Origin of the sequence: Ottowia cancrivicina (assembly GCF_029813755.1) — a bacterium.
GTDB classification, from domain to species: Bacteria; Pseudomonadota; Gammaproteobacteria; order Burkholderiales; family Burkholderiaceae_C; genus Ottowia; species Ottowia massiliensis.
In genome coordinates, this window is sequence record NZ_JARVII010000001.1 from 175985 (window position 1) to 192391 (window position 16407).

At 66.6% G+C, this 16407-nt stretch carries 11 protein-coding genes, 1 tRNA gene, 1 pseudogene and 1 riboswitch; of the genes and pseudogenes, 9 read left to right on the forward strand and 4 right to left on the reverse strand.

The genetic code is table 11. The features are described from left to right. Positions 1-28 precede the first annotated feature (28 nt). On the forward strand, positions 29-193 hold the full coding sequence (locus QB898_RS00840) for a hypothetical protein (protein ID WP_158241595.1): 165 nt from the start codon (positions 29-31) through the stop codon (positions 191-193). 19 nt (positions 194-212) lie between these two features. Here QB898_RS00840 and QB898_RS00845 read toward each other — a convergent pair whose 3' ends face one another. Then, positions 213-470: a SemiSWEET family transporter gene (locus QB898_RS00845; RefSeq protein WP_050716024.1), complete on the reverse strand. Its 258-nt coding sequence runs from the start codon at positions 468-470 to the stop codon at positions 213-215. 337 nt (positions 471-807) lie between these two features. Here QB898_RS00845 and QB898_RS00850 point away from each other — a divergent pair, with 337 nt between their 5' ends. From QB898_RS00850 to QB898_RS00880, 7 genes and pseudogenes are all read left to right on the forward strand, one after another. Next, positions 808-1680: a DNA ligase gene (locus tag QB898_RS00850; RefSeq protein ID WP_279523422.1), complete on the forward strand. Its 873-nt coding sequence runs from the start codon at positions 808-810 to the stop codon at positions 1678-1680. Positions 1681-2353: 673 nt separating this feature from the next. Beyond that, on the forward strand, positions 2354-4690 hold the full coding sequence (locus tag QB898_RS00855; RefSeq protein ID WP_279523423.1) for a DEAD/DEAH box helicase: 2337 nt from the start codon (positions 2354-2356) through the stop codon (positions 4688-4690). Between the two features lie 705 nt (positions 4691-5395). Further along, positions 5396-6103: a sulfite exporter TauE/SafE family protein gene (locus QB898_RS00860; RefSeq protein WP_279523424.1), complete on the forward strand. Its 708-nt coding sequence runs from the start codon at positions 5396-5398 to the stop codon at positions 6101-6103. A gap of 398 nt (positions 6104-6501) precedes the next feature. Continuing rightward, positions 6502-10029 (forward strand): transcription-repair coupling factor, encoded by a 3528-nt coding sequence (mfd, locus tag QB898_RS00865; RefSeq protein WP_279523425.1) that lies wholly within the window; start codon positions 6502-6504, stop codon positions 10027-10029. Positions 10030-10146: 117 nt separating this feature from the next. Continuing rightward, positions 10147-10327: pseudogene (locus QB898_RS00870) on the forward strand (IS5/IS1182 family transposase); the annotation flags it as partial. A gap of 89 nt (positions 10328-10416) precedes the next feature. Beyond that, positions 10417-11265: a creatininase family protein gene (locus QB898_RS00875; RefSeq protein ID WP_279523426.1), complete on the forward strand. Its 849-nt coding sequence runs from the start codon at positions 10417-10419 to the stop codon at positions 11263-11265. Then, positions 11262-12281, forward strand: coding sequence for a Bug family tripartite tricarboxylate transporter substrate binding protein (locus QB898_RS00880; RefSeq protein WP_279523427.1), 1020 nt, complete (start codon positions 11262-11264; stop codon positions 12279-12281). Before QB898_RS00875 ends, QB898_RS00880 begins: the two co-directional genes overlap by 4 nt. Before the next feature lie 343 nt (positions 12282-12624). On the opposite strand, the gene thiC is transcribed toward QB898_RS00880, so the two are convergent. After that, entirely contained in the window at positions 12625-14517 is a 1893-nt protein-coding gene (thiC, locus tag QB898_RS00885) for a phosphomethylpyrimidine synthase ThiC (RefSeq protein WP_279523428.1), read from the reverse strand. A 57-nt stretch (positions 14518-14574) separates the two neighbouring features. Continuing rightward, positions 14575-14694, reverse strand: a riboswitch (TPP riboswitch). Between the two features lie 97 nt (positions 14695-14791). Here thiC and QB898_RS00890 point away from each other — a divergent pair. Then, positions 14792-14867: transfer RNA gene (locus tag QB898_RS00890), tRNA-Asn, on the forward strand. Between the two features lie 54 nt (positions 14868-14921). Here the strand turns inward: QB898_RS00890 and QB898_RS00895 are convergent. Both QB898_RS00895 and QB898_RS00900 read right to left on the reverse strand, forming a co-directional pair. Then, on the reverse strand, positions 14922-15137 hold the full coding sequence (locus QB898_RS00895; RefSeq protein ID WP_050716032.1) for a hypothetical protein: 216 nt from the start codon (positions 15135-15137) through the stop codon (positions 14922-14924). A 26-nt stretch (positions 15138-15163) separates the two neighbouring features. After that, positions 15164-16357: an FAD-dependent monooxygenase gene (locus tag QB898_RS00900; protein ID WP_279523429.1), complete on the reverse strand. Its 1194-nt coding sequence runs from the start codon at positions 16355-16357 to the stop codon at positions 15164-15166. Positions 16358-16407: the final 50 nt, after the last annotated feature.

Here is a 16407-nt window from a genome sequence, read left to right on the forward strand (position 1 = left end):
GAATGAACAAGGATTTTCGCTGCAAGAAATGAATGGTTTGCAGCGCATTGCGTTTCTGCCGCTGAAACGGGCTGCCAAGTCTGCCGGAAGCAGGCAGCGGCGCTTCTGGCGGGGAAAAGGCGTGCAAAAAGAGGATTGGGGCGTTTCCAAAAAGCGTTCAGGCAGCCTTGCGCACGGGCAAAAGGCTGCCTGAAAAAGCGGCCTGAAAAGGCTTACAGCGCAGTGAAAAACGCGGCCAGGCCAAGGAAGATGCCCGGCACATTGGCCACCACAATCGGCCAATCGCGCTGTTTTTTGAACAGGCCGTAGCAAGTCCATAGCGAGCAGTTCACAAAAGCCACGAAAGGCTGCACCGGATTGCCCTTGTGGCCAGAGAGGTTGTCGGCAATCTGCGGGATATAGGCCACATACATGCCGACCGACATGATGCTGGCGATAGTGCCCAGAATTTTGATTTGTTTTTCGGTCATTGCTTTATCCCTTGAGGGGAGTTGAGTAGAACATGCAACCGGCTTGAGACGCGCCGGCTGCCGGTTTCGGACAACAGGCCGCCCGAAACCATTCAATTATAAAATCGGGCCAGCCTGCTGGCGCTTGAATCCAATCACCATCTGGTTTGCAGGTTTTGAGAATCTATTTGTGGTTTTCTGCACGGCAAAGGTTTGAATATCACCCTGAAAGCGTGCAGTTGCCGCAGTTGCGGCTACGGCGGCAAGCCTTGCGCCCGAAGCTGCGCTTTTGCACCACGGACAGATTGCGAACAGGTTCTGCAAAAACGGCCCGCCACGCTCACGCCGCCCGCCCCGTATGCTTTGGCCCATGCGCCGCCGCCGCTTTTTCCGCCTGTTCGCTCTGCTGGCCGCGCCGCCTTGGGCGGCCGCGCAGGGCGAAGCGCCGCCCGCGCCCCAGCTGGCCCGCAGCTACCGGGGCGGTCTGCATCTGCCTGACTGGCTGGTGAGCGAAAAGTACGACGGCGTGCGCGCCTGGTGGGACGGGCAGGCCCTGTATTCACGCACGGGCCGCCGCCTGCCCGCGCCCGCCTGGTTCACCGAAGGCTGGCCGCGCATGGCGCTGGACGGCGAGCTGTGGGCGGGCCGTGGCGCTTTCGAGCAGGCGCAGTCCGCCGCCGCGCGCCAGCAGCCAGATGACGCGGCCTGGCGCGGCCTGCGCTTCATGGCGTTTGACGCGCCCCGGCACGGCGGCCCGGCCACTCCGTTTGCCGAGCGCCTGACGGCCTTGCAGGCAGCCATTGGCCGCGCGGGCCGCCCCACCTTGCAAGCCGTGCCGCAGCGCCGCGTGGCCACCGAAGCCGAACTGCTGGCCTGGCTGCGCGAAGTAACGCGCGGCGGCGGCGAAGGGCTGATGCTGCACCGCGCCAACGCGCCCTGGCAAAGCGGCCGCAGCGGCCAGCTGCTCAAGCTCAAGCCGCATGAAGACGCCGAGGCCCGCGTCATCGCCCACCTGCCGGGCAAGGGCCGCCACGCGGGCCGCCTGGGCGCGCTGCTGGTTCAAACGCCCGAAGGCCGGCGCTTTCGCATCGGCTCGGGCTTTACCGATGCCCAGCGCGAAGCGCCGCCGCCCGTGGGCGCCTGGGTCACCTACCGCTACCGTGGCCTGCACGAAGGCAGCGGCCTGCCACGCTTTGCCACCTTCTTGCGCGTGCGCGAAGAAGGCTTGTAAAGGAACCCGTTCAGCGTCTTTGGGCAAGGAACGCCTGGGGCATTGCCTTGAAGGTGTGAAGTTCGCTTCTCCTGCCTATCTGCACCGCCACATGCGCGCCAATGTGTTTTTGACGCCCTGGACGAAGGGCCGGCTTGCGTAGCCGCCATCGCACAGCGGACGTGCATCCGGCACAGGCTGCTCTTGCTGCGCTTCAGCGCCAGCGTCCCTTGGCGATCGTTTACGTTGGCTGTTTATGGCCACAGCGTGCGGCAGGCCTCAGGAGGGGCTGCCCGCCAGCGCGCTGACGCTTTTGCGGCGATAATCCGCCGTTTTTTCCGGCGCGCCTTTTTTCCGCCTTTTTCACGCAGGGCGCGCCGGAGCCGATTGCATCCGCCCTCTCGCATCGCACCGCAGGTGCGGCTTTTGAAAGCATTCAAGAGCCGCCCTGGCTTTCTGGCCCCGCCCTGTTTTTCTGCGGGGCCGCGCCTTTGGCCACCGCTTGCGCCCCCGCTTGCGCGGCCAAAGGCAGAAATTGAACGACAAGCGCTGTTGGAAGGTTGGTGTTTGTCCTGCCGCCGGGCCTTTTTCGCCTGGTGTTTTGCGGCAGGTTCTTCCACACGCGCGCTTGGTGATCCCGCTGGTTTTTGCCCGCCGGATTGGCGCCGTTTTTTTGACAAGAAAGCCTTTAGCGATGAACCCCTTCGCCTCTTCTGCCCTGCCTGCTTCTGACTGCGCCACGGATGCCGCCAGCGCTGCGCCCGCTTCCGAACCCGCTGCCGCGCCTCTGGATGAGGCCAGCGCCCAAGCGCCCGGCCACGAAACCGCCGCCCGCACGGCTGACGCCGGCGAAACGCCGGAAAACGGCGCCAGCGAAAGCGCCAGCAGCGAAACCGCCAACGACGAACCCGCCGACACCGGAAACGCCAGCGGCGAAAACGCCTTCGCCGCCCTGGGCCTGGCCCCGGAGCTGGTGCAGGCCGTGGCCGACATGGGCTACACCGCGCCCACGCCCGTGCAGCAGCAAGCCATTCCGCTGGCCCTGCCGCAAGCGGGCAGCGACGCCTTCATTGACCTGATGGTGTGCAGCCAAACGGGCAGCGGCAAAACCGCCGCCTTCCTGCTGCCCATGCTGCACACGCTCATCGGCATGCAGGCCGAAGCCGCCGAGCGCGAAAAAGCCGAGTGGCAGGCCCGCGTGGCCCAGGCCCTGGCGCGCGGCGAGCCGGCCCCCAAAAAACCCCGCCGCAAAAACCCCACCGACCGCCGCAACTTCAAGCCCGCCGTGCCCGGCGCGCTGGTGCTGTGCCCCACGCGCGAGCTGGCGCAGCAAGTGGCGGGCGACGCCATCGAGCTGGTGCGCCACGTGCGCGGCCTGCGCATCGCCACCATCGTGGGCGGCATGCCCTACCAAATGCAAATCGCCCGGCTGCAAAACGCCAACCTCGTTGTCGCCACGCCGGGCCGCCTGCTGGACTTGAGCGCCAGCGGCCAGGTGCGGCTGGACGGCGTGCGCTTTCTCGTGCTTGATGAAGCCGACCGCATGCTCGATCTGGGCTTTGCCGACGCGCTGGCCGAAATCCACCTGCAAACCCAGCAGCGCCAGCAAACCATGATGTTTTCGGCCACCTTCGCCCCGCGCATCCAGCAGCTGGCCATGCGCGTCATGCGCGAAGGCGGCGCACACGCAAAGCGCATCGAAATCGCCTCGCCGCAAGAGCGCCACGCCAACATCGAGCAGCAGCTTTACTGGGCCGACACCCCGGAACACCGCCGCGCCCTGCTCGACCACTGGCTGCGCAGCCCCGAAATCGACCAGGCCATCGTCTTTGCCTGCACGCAAGTGGAATGCGAGGAACTGGCGCAAGACCTCCAGCAATCAGGCTTTGCCGCCGTCTCCCTGCACGGCGCGCTCAGCCAGGCCCTGCGCAACCGGCGCCTGAAAGCCCTGCGCGACGGCCGCGTGCAAATCCTCGTGGCCACCGACGTGGCCGCGCGCGGGCTGGACGTGCCCACCCTCTCGCACGTCTTCAACTACGGCCTGCCCATGAAAGCCGAGGACTACACCCACCGCATTGGCCGCACGGGCCGCGCCGGGCGCGACGGCCTGGCCGTCACCCTGGCCGAAATCCGCGACCGCCGCCGCCTGGCCGACATCGAGGCCTACACGCGCCAGCCCTTTGCCGTCCACACCATCGCGGGCCTGGAGCCGCAGAAATACTTCCCGCCCGTCACCGCTCCCCGCCCCGCTGGCGGCGCCAAAGGCAAGCACGGCCAAGGCGGCCGCAAACAGGGCAGGCAGCAAGACTGGCAGCCGCGCTTTGAGCGCGGCGGCCGCAAGTTCGAGAGCCGCTTTGACTCCCGGAGCGGCGACCGCTTTGAAGAACGCTTCGATAGCCGACGCCCCGCTGGCGGCCGCCGCTTTGACGAACGATTTGGCGAGCGCTCCGACGCGCGCTTCAGCGACCGCGACGCGGGCCGCTTTGAGCGGCGCCCGCGCGATGGCGAGCGCTTCGCGCCTCGCGGCAACTGGCAGGAAGGCGGCTGGAGCGGCGGCAGCGAGCGCCGCGAGCGCTTTGCCGACCGCGCGGCCCCCTTCGCCCCGCGCGCTGGCCGCCGCAACGAGCGCTTCGAGTCTTTTGACCGCCCTGAGCGCCCCGCCCGCAGCCCCCGCGCCGACCGCTTCGAGCGCCCCTCCGAGCGTTCATTCGAGCGCCTGCCCGAGCGCGACGGCCGCCGCGCCCCGCGCGAAGCCGGCCAGGGCGAGCGCTTCAAGCGCTTCGAGCGCCGCAACGAAGCTGCGGACGGCCAGCGCCCCCGCCACTTTGAAAAAGACGCCCAGCCCGCGCGCAAAGGCAAGCCTGAAGGCAAATTCGCTGGCTCATATGAAAGCAAGCCCGGCAGCCGCGCGCCCTATGGCGGCGTCAGCACCCTGCGCCGCTGGGACGCCACCGCCGGCCGCCCCGCCCGCAGCGAAAGCGCCGGAAACAGCGAACGCCCGGCCCGCCGCCCCTACACGCCGCGCGGCTGAAATCCCGCTGGCATCTGGGCCGCAAAGAGCGGATCCGCGCCCAACTCTGGCGCGGACTCGCCCTCCCTGGCAGCGCCCTGTATTTGCTCCTGAATACATAGCGTGATGTCCTAGTGAAACGGGCGCGAAGGCCGTTTCAAGCTCCCCTGAATTTGCTCCCGTTTCTGAACCTCTCCCGCCTTGTTGGCGCGAGCCGGACGGAACTGCAAAAGCCGGGCGCTTTGCACCCGTCCAGCGCCTGGCCGTAAAGGGCCGCAAGGCGCAAACCGCGCCTGACTTGGAAACTGTCCGCTTGCGGCCCGGCAAGGCATTCGCCAAGTCGCAGCCAGGCCCAATCCGCGCTTTTCGCTCCGCAAATAGCTGATCAGGCTCTTGAAGCGCTAACCCAAAAGCGCCGCGCCCGCCGCTTGCGGCGGGCCATTCACCTTTGGCGCGATCGGCCATTGCGGGGCGGCTTCCGGCGAAAGCGCTCCTTGCCGGATGATCTGCGGCTCGCGCGCCTTGCGTTTTTTTTCCGCCGCGCTTTTTCCTGCCCTTGCCGTGACAGGCTCTGGAAACCTGTTCATCGCCTGGCCGCAAGGGAACGCAAACCGCAGACGGCTTCATGACTTTCTTGCCGCTCATCAAGGATTTGCAGCGCCGCAGGCCGCCCGAAACCGCGTTCTGGCATCCACTGAACAACCGTGAACCGATTCTGAAAGCCACATGCAAACCGCCATGCTGATCAACGCCTTGCTGCTGGGCCTGACGGGCGGGCCGCATTGCATCGCCATGTGCGGGGCGGCCTGCGCGGGCATTGGGCAGGCGGTGGTTGTGGGCATGCCAAGGCAGCCAGGCCGCCCCGCGCGGGCGGCGCGGGCGATGGCGCTGTTTCAGCTGGGGCGGCTGGCGGGCTATGGCGCTTTGGGCGCGCTGGCGGCTGCCTCCGTGCAGGGCCTGGGCTGGCTGGCCACGCACGCGGCGGCGCTGCGGCCCGTGTGGAGCATGCTGCATATCGGCGCGGCGGCCATGGGCCTGATGCTGCTGATCTGGGCGCGGCAGCCGCTGTGGCTGGAAACGGGCGCGCGGCGCGTGTGGGCGCGGGTGCGCGCGGCGTCGGGCCGCTGGGGGCTGGCCGCGCCGCTGGCCATTGGCTTTGTGTGGGCGCTGCTGCCTTGCGGGCTGCTGTATTCGGCGGTGCTGGTGGCGGCGCTGACGGGCGACGCGCTGCAAGGGGCTGCGGCGATGGCGCTGTTTGCCGCAGGCTCGGGCCTTTCGCTGCTGGCGGGGCCGTGGCTTTTGCTGCGCCTGGGCGTGAACGGGCGCGGCCCCTGGAGCATGCGGCTGGCAGGGCTGGCGCTGATGCTGACGGCCCTGTGGGGGCTGTGGCATGGGCTGGTGTATCAGCAAGCGCCGTGGTGCGTGGCGCCTTGAAGCTTGCCCAAAGCCTGGCCGTGAGGGCGACAGGGCGACAGGGCGACAGGGCGAATCAGGATGGGCTGCAAGAAGCAGGCAAGTCTTGTGGCCCGGTGAGGATTTGCAAGGCCGCAGGCCGGCGGATCACTTTTCGCACCTGCGGCGCAGGCGTTGAACAGGGCTTTTTAGCTCCTCTATCCATAGCATGATGTCCTAGTGGAAACTGCGCCGGATGGCATTTCTGACCCCTTGAATCCGCTCCTCTTTTTTTTAAGGTTTCCGGGCGGGCAGGGCCAGCTTCGCGGCGGGGTATCCGCCCCCCAGCGCCGGCGCGCCGCCTTTTTACAATTTGCCGCTTTGCGCCCCCGCCCCGTTTGTGGCCGGGGGTTTTTGTCGTTTCTTTCTGCCGCCCCGCCATGCCATTGCCCAAGCTCGTTCCTGCCAAACGCCATACGCTGCCGCGCCCGCCGGGCAGTGCGGATGCGCTGCTGCTGGCGCGGCTGGGCGAGCGGGAAAAGGCGCAGGGGCGGCTGCTGGCCGTGGTGTGCGCGGATGCGGGCGATGCGCGCAGGCTGCTGGACGAATTGCCGTTTTTCGCGCCGGGCTTGCGTGCGGCGCTGTTTCCGGACTGGGAGACGCTGCCTTATGACCGCTTTTCGCCGCATCAGGATTTGATCAGCGAGCGGCTGGCCACGCTTTGGGCCATACGCCAGGGCGCGGCGGATGTGGTGCTGATGCCAGCCACCACGGCGCTGTACCGGCTGGCGCCGCCTGCTTTTCTGGCGGCCTACACCTTTCACTTTGAAACGGGGCAAAAGCTGGACGAGGCGGCGCTGAAAGCGCAGCTGACGCTGGCGGGCTACCAGCACGTCACGCAAGTGGGCAGCCCGGGCGAATACGCGGTGCGCGGCGGGCTGATTGACCTGTACCCGATGGGCAGCGCCGAGCCGTACCGCGTGGATTTGTTCGACGACGAGATTGACTCCATCCGCGCGTTTGATCCCGACAGCCAGCGCAGCCTGCACGCGGTGCCGCAGGTGCGGCTGCTGCCCGGGCGCGAGTTTCCGATGGACGAGGACGCGCGCGCCAAATTCCGCCACCGCTGGCGCGAGCTGATGGAAGGCGACCCCACGCGCAGCCGCATTTACAAGGACATGGGCGCGGGGCTGGCGACGGCGGGCATTGAGTACTACCTGCCGCTGTTTTTTGACGAGACGGCGACGGTGTTCGACTACCTGGGCGCAGAGGCCACGCTGGCGCTGCATGGCGATCTGGAGGCGGCTTTTTCGCGCTTTTGGCAAGACACGCGCGAGCGCTGGCGCATGGCGCAAAGCGACGCCGCGCACCCCGTGCTGGCGCCGCAAGCGCTGTTTTTGAGCGCCGAAGACTTTTACGTGGCGGCCAAGGCGCATGCGCAGCTGGCCTTGCGCGCGGCTCCGCACACGCAAGCGCCGCAAGGCGATGCCGACGCCGACGCTGCCAGCGGCGCCGAATTTGCGCCGCTGCCCGCGCTGGCCGTGGCGCGCGGCGCGCCCGATCCGCTGGCGCGCTTGCAGCAGCACATGGCGGCGGCCCGCGCCGCAGGCGGCCCGCGCCAGTTGATATTGGCCGAAAGCGATGGCCGCCGCGCCAGCTTGCTGGACTTTTTGCGCGCCAGCGGGCTGAACCCGCCCGCGTTTGACTCGCTGCAAGACTTTCAGCAGGCCACGGGCGAGCCGCTGGGCATCGCCACGGCGGCGCTGGCGCAGGGCTTTGCGTGGCGCGAAGGCGGCATCGACTTCATCACCGAAACCGAGCTGTTCGCCACGGCCGCCGGCGCGCGCCGCCGCAAACGGCAAGAGCAAGTCAGCGATGTGGACGCGCTCATCCGCGACCTCTCCGAGCTGAAAGTGGGCGACCCCGTGGTGCACGCGCAGCACGGCATTGGCCGCTACCGGGGCCTGGTGAACATGGACATGGGCGCAAAAAACCCCGACGGCACGCCCGCCTTGCAGGAATTTCTGCATCTGGAATACGCCCAGCAAGCCGTGCTGTATGTGCCCGTGAGCCAGCTGCACCTGATCGGCCGCTACAGCGGCGTGGGCGCTGACGAAGCCCCCCTGCACAAGCTGGGCAGCGGCCAGTGGGAAAAGGCCAAGCGCAAGGCCGCCGAACAAGTGCGCGACGCCGCCGCCGAGCTGCTCAACATTTACGCGCGCCGCGCCGCGCGCGAAGGCCACGCCTTCCGCTTTGACGCGCGGGACTACGAGCCATTTGCCGCCGACTTCGGCTTTGAAGAAACCGCCGACCAGCAAGCGGCCATACACGCCGTGGTGCAAGACATGATTTCGCCCCGCCCGATGGACCGCCTGGTGTGCGGCGACGTGGGCTTTGGCAAAACGGAAGTGGCGCTGCGCGCGGCCTTCATCGCCGTCACTGGCGGCAAGCAAGTGGCCTTTCTGGCGCCCACCACGCTGCTGGCCGAGCAGCACTACCACACGCTGGCCGACCGCTTCGCGCGCTGGCCCGTGAAAGTGGCCGAGATGAGCCGCTTTCGCTCCGCCAAGGAAACCAGCGCCGCGCTCAAAGGGCTGGCCGAAGGCAGCATCGACATCGTGGTGGGCACGCACAAGCTGCTTTCCGAAAAAACGAAATTCAAAAACCTGGGCCTGCTCATCATTGACGAAGAGCACCGCTTTGGCGTGCGCCACAAAGAGCAAATGAAGCAGCTGCGCGCCGAAGTGGACGTGCTCACGCTCACCGCCACCCCCATCCCCCGCACGATGGGCATGGCGCTGGAAGGCCTGCGCGACTTGAGCGTGATCGCCACCGCCCCCCAGCGGCGGCTGGCCATCAAAACCTTCGTGCGCGAAGAAAGCCAGGGCGTCATCCGCGAAGCCGTGCTGCGCGAACTCAAGCGCGGCGGGCAGGTTTACTTTCTGCACAACGAAGTGGACACCATCGAGCGCCGCCGCGAAGCGCTGCAAGCGCTGCTGCCCGAAGCGCGCATTGCCATTGCCCACGGCCAAATGCCCGAACGCGAGCTGGAACGCGTGATGCGCGACTTCGTCGCCCAGCGCCACAACCTGCTTTTGTGCTCCACCATCATCGAAACCGGCATTGACGTGCCCAGCGCCAACACCATCGTCATCAGCCGCGCCGACAAATTCGGCCTGGCCCAGCTGCACCAGCTGCGCGGGCGCGTAGGCCGCAGCCACCACCAGGCCTACGCCTACCTGCTCGTGCCCGAAATGCAAAGCCTGACCAAACAGGCCCAGCAGCGGCTCGAAGCCATCCAGCAAATGCAAGAGCTGGGCAGCGGCTTTTACCTGGCCATGCACGATCTGGAAATACGCGGCGCGGGCGAAGTGCTGGGCGAAAGCCAAAGCGGCAACATGATGGAAATCGGCTTTCAGCTCTACAGCGACATGCTGGCCGAAGCCGTCAAGGCCCTGCGCGCAGGCAAAGAGCCAGACCTGCTCGCCCCCATGCAGGCCACCACCGAAATCAACCTGCACGCCCCCGCCCTGCTGCCCGCCGACTACTGCGGCGACGTGCACCTGCGCCTGTCCTTCTATAAAAAACTCGCCACCGCCCAAAGTGGCGAGCAAATCGACCGCCTGCTCGAAGAAATCGTGGACCGCTTCGGCAAACTGCCCCCGCCCGCGCAAACCCTCATCGACGTGCACCGCCTGCGCGTGCTCTCGCAGCCCTACGGCGTGCAGAAAGTGGACGCCGCCCCGGGCGTGACCGCCATCAGCTTCCGCCCCAACCCGCCCGTGGACCCGATGGCCATCATCCAGCTCATTCAGAAAAACCGCCACATCAAACTGGCCGGCAACGACAAACTGCGCATCGAACGCGAACTGCCCGAAGTGCGCGACCGCGCCCAGCTCGTGCGCGACGTGCTGCGCAGCCTGGGCCAGCCTGTCGCTCAGAGCGCCGCAGCGGCACAAGCCCGCTGAATGCTTGAAAGCCAGCCCGAATCAAAAACAGCAGCGAATTGAAGGGCAAGCACAAAAGGCATTCGACGCAATAGCGGCGAGCAGCTCGAACTCATCCGCCCTCTGCAGGAGCGCGCGAGCAAGAAAAAAAGCAGCCTGGGCCGGGTGCAAAGCCTGCTGTGCGATGGCGGCTACGCGGGCCAGCCCTTCGCGCAAGGCGTCAAAGTCATCCTGGGTGAGCATGTGACGGCGCAGAGAGCCAAGAAAAGCGAACTTCACGCCTTCAAGGCGACGCGCCGAACGCTGGAGCGTTGAGCGCAGGCCCTTCCCCGCCATTTGCGCGTTTGCCCTGAGTTTGCGGCGTGGGCGCAAAGGTAAGATTTCGCGCTTGCTTTCCAACTGCCCGCCATGCCTGCCTTGCCCCGCTTCTGGTCTGCGCTGACCACCGCTGACTTTGCGCAGATCGATACGGCCCGCGCCATTGCCGTGCTGCCCGTGGGGGCTACCGAGCAGCATGGTCCGCACTTGCCCCTGTCGGTGGATGCCGACATCGCCCACGCCATCGTGCAGGCCGCAGCGCCCCTGGTGGCTGATGAAGTGCCCGCCTTTTTTCTGCCCGTGCAAGCGATTGGCTACAGCCCGGAGCACGCCCACTTTGCGGGCACGCTCACCCTGCGCCCCGAGACTGCCTTGCGCCTGTGGAGCGATATCGCCGAATCCGTGGCCGCCAGCGGCGTGCGCAAGCTGGTGCTTTTCAACACCCACGGCGGCAATGCCGGTTTGCTGGACGGTCTGGCGCGCGAGCTGCGTGCGCGGCTGAGGCTGCTCATTTACCGCTGCAACTGGTTCGATCTGCCTCTGCTGGATGAAGACGGGGGCGATCTCATGGCCCGCTTCAGCCCGCAGGAGCGGCGCTTTGGCGTGCATGCGGGCCAGGTGGAGACGGCTTTCATGCTCGCTGCCGCTCCGCACGCCGTGCGCAGGGAGCGCGCCGAACATTTCCGCTCCAGCAGCGAGGCGCGCGCGCGCGGCTTCGCCCTGCTGGGCAACGGCAAGAGCGCCCGTTTCGCCTGGGCCGCACAAGACCTTCACCCCAGCGGGGCCGCAGGCAACGCCCGCGCTGCCACCACTGGGGATGGGCAGGCCCTCATTGCCGCCGCTGCCCGCGCTTTGGCGGACCTGCTGGCTGAAATCGACCGCCTGCCGCCCGAACTCACCCTGCACGACAACCCACACTTGCCCACGAGCCAACCATGAAACGCCGCTATTTCGTCAAACGCTTCGCCGCCAGCGCGCTGGCCGCCGCCTTGCTTCCAGCCGCACGGGCTGCCGAACTTGCCGCTGAGCCTGCGCCCGTGCCCGGCGCGCCCATCGCGGGCGGCAAGCCTGTGCATGTTCTGGTCGGCTTTCCGCCCGGCGGCGGCACCGATACCGTCGCGCGCCTGCTGGCCGACAAGCTCGCTGTTCAGCTGGGTCAGCCTGTGGTTGTGGATAACCGCCCCGGCGCGGGCGGGCAGATTGCCGCGCAATTGCTCAAGAACGCCCGGCCTGACGGACTGACACTCTTTTTCTCGCACGATCACACCATCTCCATCCTGCCTCTGGTTGTCAGGCAGCCGGGCTTTGATCCCGTGAAAGACTTCACGCAGGTCGCTGGCGTTGCCAGCTTCGCCAACACTTTCGCCGTCTCCGCCGCCACTCCCGCCAACAGTCTGGACGAATACATGGCCTGGGCCAGGCAGCAAGACGGGCGCGGCAGCAGCGTTGGCATTCCCGCGCCCGCCTCGGTGCCCGAATTCCTCGTCAAGGTGCTTTCGCAGAAATACGGCGCAGACCTGCTGCCCGTGCCCTACCGTGGCACCGCGCCCATGGTGGCTGACATGCTCGGCAACCAGATCAGCGCCGGCATTGGCTCCGTGCCTGAATTCATTGAGAACCACCGCGCTGGCAAGCTGCGTGTGCTCGCCACTCTTGGCCCGCAGCGCCAGAAAACCCTGCCTGAGGTGCCCACCTTCGCCGAGCTGGGCCTGCGCGGCTTTGAAGATTTGCCTTATTACGGTTTCTTCGCCCCGAAAGGCACGCCGCAGGACGCGCTTGATGCGCTGTCGGAAGCCATCCGCCGCGTCATGGCCGACCCCGGCGTGCAGGACCGCCTGGATCGCATCGGCCTGACTCCCGAGTACATGAGCGCCGCGCAGCTCACTGCCCGCGCACGCGCCTACGAGGGAACCTGGAGCCGGATCATCCGGGAAAGCGGCTTTCAGCCGCAATGATCGGGCGGCCTCGGCTGCCCAAATGGCTTTTTTCGCTTCTAAAACGATAGCGTAATGTCCTAGTGGAATGGGCGCAAGGGCCGCTTTCGGCCTCTCAAATTTGCTCCTGTTTTTGATGCTTTTCAGCATTTCTCATGGTGTGCCCGCAAGGGGCGGGCGGCATGGCGGCGGAGCGAATCAGGGCCGGGCTGCGCTTTCGTCTCTTGCGGCCAGATGGCAAGCAAGCGTGGGGGAACCCGGCCCTCGCGCGGCCATGACGCAGCGCAAAGGCCGGCTGCGCTTTCGGCCCGATCGCTTGCCATGAGCCGCGCGGCCTTGCGACTGGCCGGGCTGCGGGGCGGGTTTATCCGTTCTTCTGGATGGGGATGTAGACCTGCCCGCCGCCGGCCTGGAACTGGCGCGATTTTTCCGCCATGCCCGCTTGCAGGGCGTCGGCTTCGCTCAGGCCCTTGGCGGCGGCGAAGTCGCGCACTTCCTGCGTGATCTTCATGGAGCAGAACTTGGGGCCGCACATGCTGCAAAAGTGGGCGCTTTTGCTGCTTTCGCGCGGCAGGGTTTCGTCGTGAAATTCGCGGGCGGTGTCGGGGTCCAGGCTCAGGTTGAACTGGTCGTACCAGCGGAATTCAAAACGGGCCTGGCTGAGTGCGTCGTCGCGGGCGCGCGCGCCGGGGTGGCCCTTGGCCACGTCGGCGGCGTGCGCGGCGATCTTGTAGGCAATCATTCCCTGCTTGACGTCGTTGCGGTCGGGCAGGCCCAGGTGCTCTTTGGGGGTGACGTAGCAGAGCATGGCGGTGCCCATCCAGCCGATCATGGCCGCGCCAATGGCCGAGGCAATGTGGTCGTAGCCGGGCGAGACGTCGATGGTCAGCGGCCCCAGCGTGTAAAACGGCGCTTCGCCGCAGTGCTTGAGCTGCTCGTCCATGTTGGCCTGAATCAGGTGCATGGGCACGTGGCCGGGGCCTTCGATCATGGTTTGCACGTCGTGCTTCCAGGCGATTTGCGTGAGTTCGCCCAGCGTGCGCAGCTCGGCAAACTGGGCTTCGTCGTTGGCGTCGGCGCAGCTGCCGGGGCGCAGGCCGTCGCCCAGGCTGAAGGCCACGTCATACGCTTTCATGATGTCGCAGATGTCTTCAAAGTGCGTGTAGAGAAAGCTTTCCTTGTGGTGGGCGATGCACCACTTGGCCATGATGGAGCCGCCCCGGCTGACGATGCCGGTGCGCCGGGGCACCGTGAGGTGAATGAAGGGCAGGCGCACGCCCGCGTGGATGGTGAAGTAGTCCACGCCCTGCTCGGCTTGCTCGATGAGGGTGTCGCGAAAGATTTCCCAGGTGAGGTCTTCGGCGATGCCGCCCACTTTTTCCAGCGCCTGGTAAATGGGCACGGTGCCAATGGGTACGGGGCTGTTGCGGATGATCCAGTCGCGCGTGGTGTGGATGTTTTTGCCGGTGGACAAGTCCATCACGGTGTCGGCCCCCCAGCGGATGGACCAGACGAGTTTTTCCACTTCTTCCTCGATGCTGCTGGTGACGGCGCTGTTGCCAATGTTGGCGTTGATCTTCACCAGAAAGTTGCGCCCGATGACCATCGGCTCGATTTCGGGGTGGTTGATGTTGGCGGGGATGACGGCGCGCCCCCGCGCGACTTCATCGCGCACGAATTCGGGCGTGATGCGCTGCGCCATGCTCGCGCCCAGCGGGTTGCCGGCCAGGCGGCGCTCGCGGCTTTCGTCGTTCAGATAGGCGGCTATCCATTCGCGGCGGCCGTTTTCGCGCAAGGCGATGTATTCCATCTCGGGCGTGACGATGCCTTTGCGCGCGTAGTGCATCTGGGTGACGTTGCCGCCGCCCACGCCGCCCCTGGCGCGGCGCGGCTGGCGTTGCAGCCCGGCGGCTTCGCGCCGCAGCTGCTCGATGCGGGGCAGATCGCGCTTTTCGTGCTTGCCGCCGTCATCCAGGATGTGGGCGATGCGGCCCGCGTAGCGCTCGGTGTCGCCGCGCTCGTCAATCCAGCCTTCGCGCACGGTGGGCAGGCCCTGGCGCACGTCAATCGGCGCATCCGGGTCGGTGTAAGGGCCGGAGGTGTCGTAGAGCGACACCACTTCGTCGTTGGTGAGCGTGACATCGCGCACGGGCACGCGCAAATCAGGCCGCGAGCCTTGGATGTAGCCCTTGCGCGAGGCGGGAAAAGGCTCGCGCGTGAGGGTGAGCAGCTGCTGGAATTTGTCGGGGGCATTCATCGGAGAGTCTCCTGCGAAAGGTGGCGAAAACTCCGGCGCCCGCCCGGTGCGCCAGACGGATGAAATGCCCTCTTCTCCTTACGCCGGTATGAGCCGGATCAAGTTGAACGGGTTTGGCGCTGCGCCATCTCAGCCGCGTGGCCTGTTTCAGACGCCGCGACACCCCGGAGTGGAAGCGGCCATGCTAACACCCGGTGAGCCTTCGGCAGGCCGTAGAAATTTTCCGCTGAACTTGCGCGCGCTGCGTTTTTTGCTATACAATGCGCAGCTTCATTCCCCGATAGCTCAGTCGGTAGAGCGCCGGACTGTTAATCCGTAGGTCCCTGGTTCGAGCCCAGGTCGGGGAGCCAAAAAAAACGGCAAACGCCTCAGTCGAAAGACTGGGGCGTTTTTCTTTGCCTGCTTCAGAAATGAACCCAGAGCCAATGCACGATGAGCACGGCTGCCAGCACGCCCGTGGCAATGAGCGCCTTTCTGCGGTAGTTGCGCACTTCGTCTTTCAGGTCGTCGGAAGGCTGCTCTTTTTCCAGCCGGCTGATGGCAAAGGCCCGTAGCAGGGCCAGGATGATGTAGAGCACTGCGCCAGCGGCCCAGAGCAGAGTGACATGATCGATGCGCATGGGTCATTGCCTTTCTTGATGTGAATTCAGTACGCATAAAGCCAAGGCGCATCCAGCAACCGCGCGCCCAGCAAGCGCATGGCGGCACTGCGCGCCAGGCGCACAAGGCCGCTGGCATGAAAGATCTCGCCATTGCGCACGGCACGGGCTTGCACCCGGGCGCAGCGCGCCCAGCGGGCTTGCGCGTAGCGCGCCAGCTGCTGCGGCGCTGTGCCGGCGTCAGCCTGCTGCAGGCAGCGGCCCAGCATGTCTGCGTCTTCCACCGCCATGCCCGCGCCTTGGGCCAGATAGGGGCGCATGGGGTGTGCGGCGTCGCCCAGCAAGGCCACGCGGCCGCGCGCCATTTCGCCTGCCGCACGCACCGGAGCGCGGTCGCACAAGGGCCACAAGCGCCAGACACAGGCATTGACTGTCGCCTGCGGGGCGGCGTGCAGCAGGTCGCGCAAGGGCGCGCACGCGCCGCCCATCCGCGCCATCAATTCATAGGCATTGGCCTGATGGTCCCAGCCGTGCGGGTTTTCAGGCGGTGCGCCTTCAGTCACCACGATCAGATTCAGCCACTCGCCGCGCCGCACGGGGTACTGCACGGCGTGCATGCGCGGCCCCAGCCAGACCGTGACGCACTGGCTGCGCAAGGCAGCGGGCAAATCTGCCTGCCGCAGCATGGCGCGCCAGGCCAGGTGGCCTGAAACACGGGGCGCGCCGTCTTTCAGCAGGCCCTGGCGCACCTCGCTCCACAGGCCGTCCGCGCCAATCAGCGCATCCGCCTGCCAAGTCTGGCTGACCGAAAAAGCCTGTACGGCCGCCCCTTGGTCTTCATAGCGCGCCAGCGCCTGCCCGGCATGCACCTGCACCTGCGATTCAGCCTGCGCGGCCGCAGCCAGCGCCTGGTGCAGATCGGCGCGGTGAATGGTGGCGTAAGGCGCGCCATACAGCCGCTGCGCGCGCTCGCCCAGTTGCATGTATCCAAGCTCCGCGCCAGAAGCGGCGTCCCGCACCAGAAGCGCATCCGGGAAGGCCGCCACGGCCCGCAGGGCCTCCTGCAAGCCCCAGGCATGCAGCACCCGCGTGACGTTGGGGCCAATCTGCACGCCCGCGCCCACCTCGCTGAAGGCGCTGGCGCGCTCCAGCACCTGAACCTGCCAGCCCGCGCGCGCTGCCGCCAGCGCGGCGGCCATGCCGCCAATGCCGCCGCCTGCAATCAGAAGTTTCTTGCTCATCACTCGCCAGATTGTGACTTCTTTCCGCATAAAACCCCTCTCTGGCGGGG